This is a genomic window from Actinomycetota bacterium, assembly GCA_019347575.1.
Classification (GTDB): Bacteria; Actinomycetota; Nitriliruptoria; order Nitriliruptorales; family Nitriliruptoraceae; genus JAHWKY01.
In genome coordinates, this window is sequence record JAHWKY010000078.1 from 1 (window position 1) to 6,662 (window position 6,662).

A 6,662-nucleotide genomic window follows, 5' to 3' on the forward strand; every position below is an offset into this window, starting at 1 on the left:
GCGCCGCCCGCCGTCGGAGCAGGACGCGCTCGCCGACATCTTCCTCGGCCGGTCCGGCGGAGCCGTGTTGCGGAACTTCGCCGACGCCGTCGGTGAGGTTCATGCCGTGCGCGCTGCCCGGATCCACCTCGAACACGCCCGGGGACGCGAGTCCATCAAGGCCGGCAACTGGGTCGAAGTTCGCGGCGTGCGCGAAATCGCCGTGGCCGAGCCGGTCACGTGCGGCATCCCCGGGCACGATCACCCCGGGACCGAGGTTCTAACCGACCTCCAGCGCGTCGACGACGGGCCGCTTCGCTGGGAGGTCAGCGGCCGCTGCGGATTCGCGACTGACTTCTCGTATAGCAGCGACTGACCCCGGGTGACGATGGCGCTGTGGGCGGGAGCGACTACCCGTCGATGCCTTCGTTGACCGATGCGCCCGAGTTGCCGCAACGTCGGGCGTGCCGCCCGGACCGCCCCGGCATCCGAGCCCCGGCTAGCCTCACCTCGACATGAGCGAGATCGTCGCGCGGCGCGTCGTCGCCAGCGGGCAGGTGCAGGGCGTCTTCTTCCGTGACCAGGCGCGGCGCGAGGCGCGGCGCCACGGCGTCGCGGGCTGGGTGCGCAACTGCCCCGACGGCAGCGTCGAGGCGCACGTCGAGGGTTCGCCCGAGGCGGTCGCCGCGCTCGTGCGCTGGACGCGCGAAGGGCCGCGCCATGCGGACGTCGACGAGCTGCGCGTCCTCCTCGTCGATCAGTCGTCGGACCTCGTGACGGTCGATGGACCTTGGCATGGTCGCTCCTGATCCGATCCGTCCTCATGATGCGGGAAGGCCGGACCGGCCGCAGGTCCCGTTCGACCCGGAGCTACCGCACGGCCGACGCGTGCGTCGCCGCCGCCAGGGTGTCGAGGGCCGCCCGCCCCTTCAGCATCGCCTCCTCCAGTTCCGCCCGGGGGTCGGACAGGGCGACGATCGCCCCCCCGACCCCGATCCCGGCGCCTCCGGATGTCACCACCATGGTGCGGATGACGATGCTGAGATCTGCGGCGCCATCCAGGCCGAGGTAGCCCAGCGCACCGGAGTAGACGCCCCGCGGACCGGCCTCGAGGCGGTCGATGATCTCCATCGTCCGTTTCTTCGGGGCGCCGGTCATCGAACCGCCCGGGAAGGCGGATCGCACCGCGTCCACCGCCGTCGCGTCCGACCGCAGGGCCCCACGGACCGTGCTGACGAGTTGGTGCATGGTCGCGTACGACTCGACGTCGAACAGCCGGGGTGCCCGGACGCTCCCGATCTCGCAGACCGCCCCCACGTCGTTGCGGGTGAGGTCCACGATCATCAGGTTCTCCGCCCGGTCCTTGACGCTGCCCCGCAGCTCCGCGGCCAGCCGTCGGTCCTCCGACGCCGTCCGGCCGCGCGGCCGCGTCCCCTTGATCGGTTCGCTCTCCACCGTGCCGTCGGGGGTCACGCGCAAGAAGCGTTCGGGGGAGGCACTGAGGACGGCGAGGTCACCGAACCGGAGGAACGCCCCGTACGGGGCTGGGTTGGCCCGGCGGTAGAGGAGGTAGGTGCGCAGCGGATCCACGGGCACCTGTGCCCTCAGCGTGTTGGTCAGGCAGATCTCATAGGACTCGCCGTCCCGGATCTCGCGCTGGCACTCGGCGATGAGATCGAGGTACTCGTCGGGGCGGTGACGGAACGTCACGGGGACGGTGGGGCTGCGGTGGCCCGTAGCCTGCCGGGGTGGTGGTTCGGGTACGTCGGCGAGTTCCGACAGCCGGCGGGATGTGCGGTCGATCCAGTCCGCGCCTCCTGGCGCCGGGACCAGGCACAGCAGGTGGATCTCGCGCTCACGGTGGTCGAATGCCACGACACGGTCGGCGAAGACCATCGCGGCGTCCGGCGTGTCCGCACGGTGGCGCTCACGGCCGCCGCACTCCGCCTTCAGCTCGTAGCCGAGGTACCCCACGTACCCGAGCTGGAAGGGCAGGTCCGCCCGCGGGACGCGTCGTTCCCGGAGCCGACGGTCGAGGTGGTCGAGCAGCGGTCCGGGATGGGTGAGGCTGCCTCCGGCGCCGCGCGTCGTCACGAGGCCCCGCCGCACGTCGTAGGTGACGAGCTCGGCCAAGGGCCCGGACGCATCGCCCATGAACGAGAAGCGTGAACGGCCCGGGATGACGGCGCTGCTGTCCAGCCAGAAGGCCTCCGACGAGTCGCCGAACAGCTGGACGAACGCGGTCGTGGGGTCCGTCCACACTCCCAGCGTGCGGTGCCGAGCCCGGAACCGCCCTGGCCCGTCCCTGGATCTGACCGGCGGGGCGGCGGGGGTCTCGGCTCGCCGCTGCCGGTCCGGTCCGTGCCGACGGTGGTGTGACAGCGTCAGCGCACGGAGGTTCTCGATCAGCCGCCTCCCGTGCTCGGTGAGGATCGACTCTGGGTGGAACTGCACACCCCAACGTGGGAACCCGCGCTGACGCACGGCCATGACGACGTCGTCGTCCGTCCACCCGGTGACCTCGATCGCGTTCGGGATCGCGGTGACGGCCAGTGAGTGGTAGCGGACCGCGCGGAAGCCCGACGGGATCCCGTCGAACAGGCCGGTGCCGCGGTGATGCACCGCGCTCGTCCTGCCGTGTACGGGCTCGACCGCGTGCCCGACCCGCCCGCCGAGCAGGTGGCACAGGAGCTGGTGTCCGAGGCATACGCCGAGGAGCGGCAGCCCCGTGTCCCTGAACGCGTGGATCGAGATCCCGACGTCCCGTGTGACCCCAGGGTGTCCAGGACCTGGGGAGATCACGATGTTGTCGAACCTCGTTGGGTCCACCTCCGACCACGGTGTGTCGTTGCGGACGACCGTCGGCGGCCGCCCGTTGACCTCGGCCAGCAACTGGAAGAGGTTGAACGTGAACGAGTCGTGGTTGTCGATGAGCAGCGTGTGGACGCTCACGGCGACGTGCCGATCGCTGCCCCCTCGTCACCGGCAGCCCGCGGAACGGCGGGCCCTCCGAGCCCCTCGATCACGCGGAGCAGCAGACCCGAGCAGAGCTTCGGGACGAACCACGTCGACTTGGGGGGCATCGTCTCGCCCGCGTCGGCGACGTCCAGCACAGCGCCGACGTCGGTCGGCGCGAGCGTGAAGCCGATCCCCCCGTCCCGGCGGCACCGCTCGACGAGCTCCTGCACCCCGCCGTCGCCCGAGACGAACTCCAGCCGAGGGTCCGACTCCGGATGGTCGACCGCGAACAGCGGGGTGAGGATCCGCTCGTGCAGGATCGAGGCAGCGACCCGATCCGTGGGGGCGGACGACGGGAGGTCGGCGGGGGCGGAGAGCCGGAACCACGTGCCGTGGAGCAGCATGCCGAACTCGCCGTTCCGGTCGGGTCGCACCGGCTCCGGACCGGCGCGCGTCACGTCGAAACCCCGCTCGCGCAACCGTTCGGAGAGCTCAGGGTCGGCGCGCCCGGTGTCACGGAGCCAGCGGTGGTACGGGACCGTGTCGAAGTCGTCGGCGGCCGCCATCAGGATGAGCAGGTGCTGGTGCGGGGCGTCCGGGTCTCGGCCGCCAGGCCGCGACCGGCGACGCTCGGCCACGCGTCGTGCGGCCTCCACGCGGTGGTGGCCGTCCGCGATGTACAGGTCATCTTTGTCCGACAGCGCCGTCCGAACCTCGGGGTGCCGTTCGGGAGGCACCGACCAGAGCGTCTGCCGCCCACCCGCCACCGTGATATCGACCAGCGGTTCGGCGTCGGTCGCCCCGCTGGTGAGCGCGTCGAGATCGGGCGCCGAGCGGTAGGCGGCCATGACGGGCAGCGACGAGGCCCCCACCGCGTCGAGGTGGTCGGCGATCCGTTCGACCTGTTCCTCGCGCAGGCGCTCGTGGGGCTTCAGCTGTCCCTCCTCGTAGGCGGCGACCGGGACCTCGGCCAGCAGACCCGTCACCGTGTGGCCGTCGTCGGTGGACCGGTACACGAGGTAGGTGGGCTCCTCCAGGGGTTCGAAGATGCCGTGGTGAAGGAACGCGCGCAGCTGTCTTGCGCACGCCAACCGGTGCTCGGCGAGGCGTTCGGGCGGGATCGACGAACCGGAGCGCACGACGTGCAGGATGCTGAGCGGCTCCGCCTCGATGTGCGCCTCCAGCTCCTCCTGGGACACCTGCCCCCGCGGGGGCGCGACGACCCGTTCCGCCACGTCCGGCCGGACCAGGTAGCCGCCGAAGGGTCGCGGACGCATCGACCCTCAGTCCTGCGCCGCGGGAGGACGTGGCGGCGGTGCCTGCGAGAGCCCCACGTGGATGACCTCGTCCACCGCGTCGAGCTCGGCGACGATGCCGCCGGTCACCGGCCCGGCGACCCGCATCGTCGCGCACGCGGCACGTCCGCCGGCGAAGATGTCGTTCTCCATCTGTTCGACGTTGATGCCGGCTCGCCGGAGGATCCCGAACACCTGAGACAGCACCCCGACGCGGTCGAGGTGACGGATGCTTAGGACGATCTCGCCGAGGGGCCGAGTCTCCAGGTTGACGCAGTGGCGGACCTCTCCGGCGTCGAACGCCCGCAGGATCGCCACGACCTCGTCCGCGATCGCGTGCTGAGCCTGCTCGGTGGATGCGCCGATGTGGTGGGTGCCGTACACGTTCGGGTGACGTGCCAGTGACGAGTCGAAGCTGCCCTGCTTGTGGGCCGGTTCGTCCCGGAACACGTCCAGCCCCGCTCGGACGCCCTTGTCGTCCATCGCCTCGGTCAACGCGGCCTCGTCGACGATCTCGCCGCGTGACGTGTTGATGATGACCGCCTCCGCGGGGACGTGTTGCAGCAGTTCGCGTCCGATCATCCCCCTCGTCTCGTCGTTCGCCGGCACGTGGAACGACAGGATCGGGCACGTCCGTGCGAGGGTCGCGAGATCCTCGACCAACCGGATATCCAGGTGTTCGATCGCCGCCAGAGCCTCCGGCTCTCGCTCGTCTTTGTCGATGGCGTGGACCTCCATACCGAACGCCGTCGCCCGCCGCGCGAACTCCAGGCCGATGTCGCCCAGGCCGACGACACCCACCGGGCGGCCGAACAGCCCGCGGGCGCGCGAGTAGCGCCGCTTGTCCCAGCGGCCGTCGCGGAGATCCCGGACGTTGTCGGGGATGTGCCGGTCGATCGCCAACAGCAGCCCGAACGCGAGCTCGGCCACGGCGATCGAGTTGCGCCCCGGCACGTTGCAGACGAAGATCCCACGACGGGCGGCGGCCTCCAGGTCGATCGTGTCGGTGCCCGAACCCGCGCGGACCACGAGCCCGAGCGGGTCGGATGCGTCGAGTGCATCCTCGGTGACGCGCGTGCTACGGACGATCAGGGCGTCGTGGTCGGCCACGGCCACGGGTAGGCCGTCGCCGTCGAGCTGGGGCGCGTCGGTGCAGGTGTGCCCCAGCTCCTCCAGTCGTCGGCGGTGCGGCTCGGGGAAGGCATCGGCGATGAGGACACGCATCATCGGTGAGACCGGTGGTCGGCTGCATCCCCACCGTAGGCATCGTTGCGCTGTTTGGGAAGGTTGCGTATCACGGAACATCCGCTGGCGGATCGATCGCCACGAGTGTCCCCGCCGTGGCGACGAGCAGGGGGTCGGGAGCTGCGCGGAGGACCCGACCGGACAGCTGCAGGGTCCACCGGTCGGTGCCGTCGCGGACGTCGACGGCGAGGATCTGCCCGTCCGCGTCGATCACGACCCCATCCTCACGGAGGTGTGCGTCCTCCAGGCCTGTGACCGCGCGGCGCCACCGCTCCCGTCCGGACGCAGCGTCGATCGCCACGACATCGGGACGACTCCTGGTCTTCGCGAGCACCATCTCCGGTCCGGCGTCGAGCAGCTCCAGGGGCTCGGGGGTCGCGCCGACCGCCCACCGGATCCTCCCGTCGTCCCTCCCGAGGCTCCACAACCGTCCGCGACGCCCTTGCACGGTGACGCGGTCGTCGGCGACGGCGATCGAGACCGGCAGCGCGCCGAGGTCCCGGGTCCAGCGCACCTCTCCCGTTCCCCCGGAGACGAGCGAGACGTGGGAGGTGTCGTCCCCGATCACCACGTCGTCGCCGGACGTGACGTGCGGACGGTTGTCGAACGTGACGCGGGGGACCCGCCAGCGGATCTCACCGGTGGTCGGTCCGAGTCCGATCACGCCATCGACGACCACGACGAACGGGCGGTCGCCGCTCGTGCCTGCGGACAGCACGTGCTGTTCCGACCAACTCCAGTCGGCGGACCCGTCGTCGACGTCGAGCGCGATCATGGTGGCCCCGACCTGCAGGTAGACGTTCGAGGTCGTCGCAAGCACCCTGCGGATCGTCTCGCCGGCCCCGGGCAGCTCCTCCGCGGCCGTGTCGATGCGGTGTTCCCACCGGAGCGTCCCGTCCCCGCGTCCCAGTGCCAGCAGCACGCGGTCGTCCACGGTCACGTACAGCGTCCCCTGTCCCTCGGCCCGTAGCTGTGTCGCACCCCCTAGGCGGACCGCCCACCGCTGGACGCCGTCGGCCAGGGTCCTGGACTCCACGAACCCACGGCCGTCGGTGAGGTACAGGTCGCCGTCGGATAACAACCAGTCACGTTCGCCGCCCGGCGAGGCGACGGCCCACCTCCGGCACGGCGAACCGACCAGCGGCACGGTCATGGTGGGTCCGATCCGGCAGGTGGGGAGGGACG

At 71.3% G+C, this 6,662-nt stretch carries 6 protein-coding genes; 2 read left to right on the top strand and 4 right to left on the bottom strand.

Annotated elements, in window-relative coordinates; translation table 11 throughout:
- Together KY469_22050 and KY469_22055 are read left to right on the top strand one after the other, a co-directional pair.
- Positions 1-355, top strand: a 355-nt coding sequence (locus KY469_22050; GenBank protein ID MBW3665779.1) for a DUF1326 domain-containing protein, incomplete at its 5' end; no start/stop codon positions are given.
- A 139-nt stretch (positions 356-494) separates the two neighbouring features.
- Positions 495-788, top strand: a complete 294-nt coding sequence (locus KY469_22055) for an acylphosphatase (protein MBW3665780.1) — start codon at positions 495-497, stop codon at positions 786-788.
- Positions 789-849: 61 nt separating this feature from the next.
- Here the strand turns inward: KY469_22055 and pabB are convergent, their stop codons facing one another.
- The 4 genes from pabB to KY469_22075 all read right to left on the bottom strand — a co-directional run.
- The gene (gene pabB, locus KY469_22060; protein ID MBW3665781.1) at positions 850-2,931 is read right to left on the bottom strand and encodes an aminodeoxychorismate synthase component I; all 2,082 of its coding nucleotides are present in this window, start codon (positions 2,929-2,931) and stop codon (positions 850-852) included.
- Positions 2,928-4,214, bottom strand: coding sequence for a DUF1015 family protein (locus KY469_22065; GenBank protein ID MBW3665782.1), 1,287 nt, complete (start codon positions 4,212-4,214; stop codon positions 2,928-2,930). Before KY469_22065 ends, pabB begins: the two co-directional genes overlap by 4 nt.
- 6 nt (positions 4,215-4,220) lie before the next feature.
- The gene (locus tag KY469_22070; protein MBW3665783.1) at positions 4,221-5,456 is read right to left on the bottom strand and encodes an ACT domain-containing protein; all 1,236 of its coding nucleotides are present in this window, start codon (positions 5,454-5,456) and stop codon (positions 4,221-4,223) included.
- Positions 5,457-5,526: 70 nt separating this feature from the next.
- Positions 5,527-6,662: PQQ-like beta-propeller repeat protein (locus tag KY469_22075; GenBank protein MBW3665784.1), on the bottom strand; the 1,136-nt coding region annotated here is incomplete at its 5' end.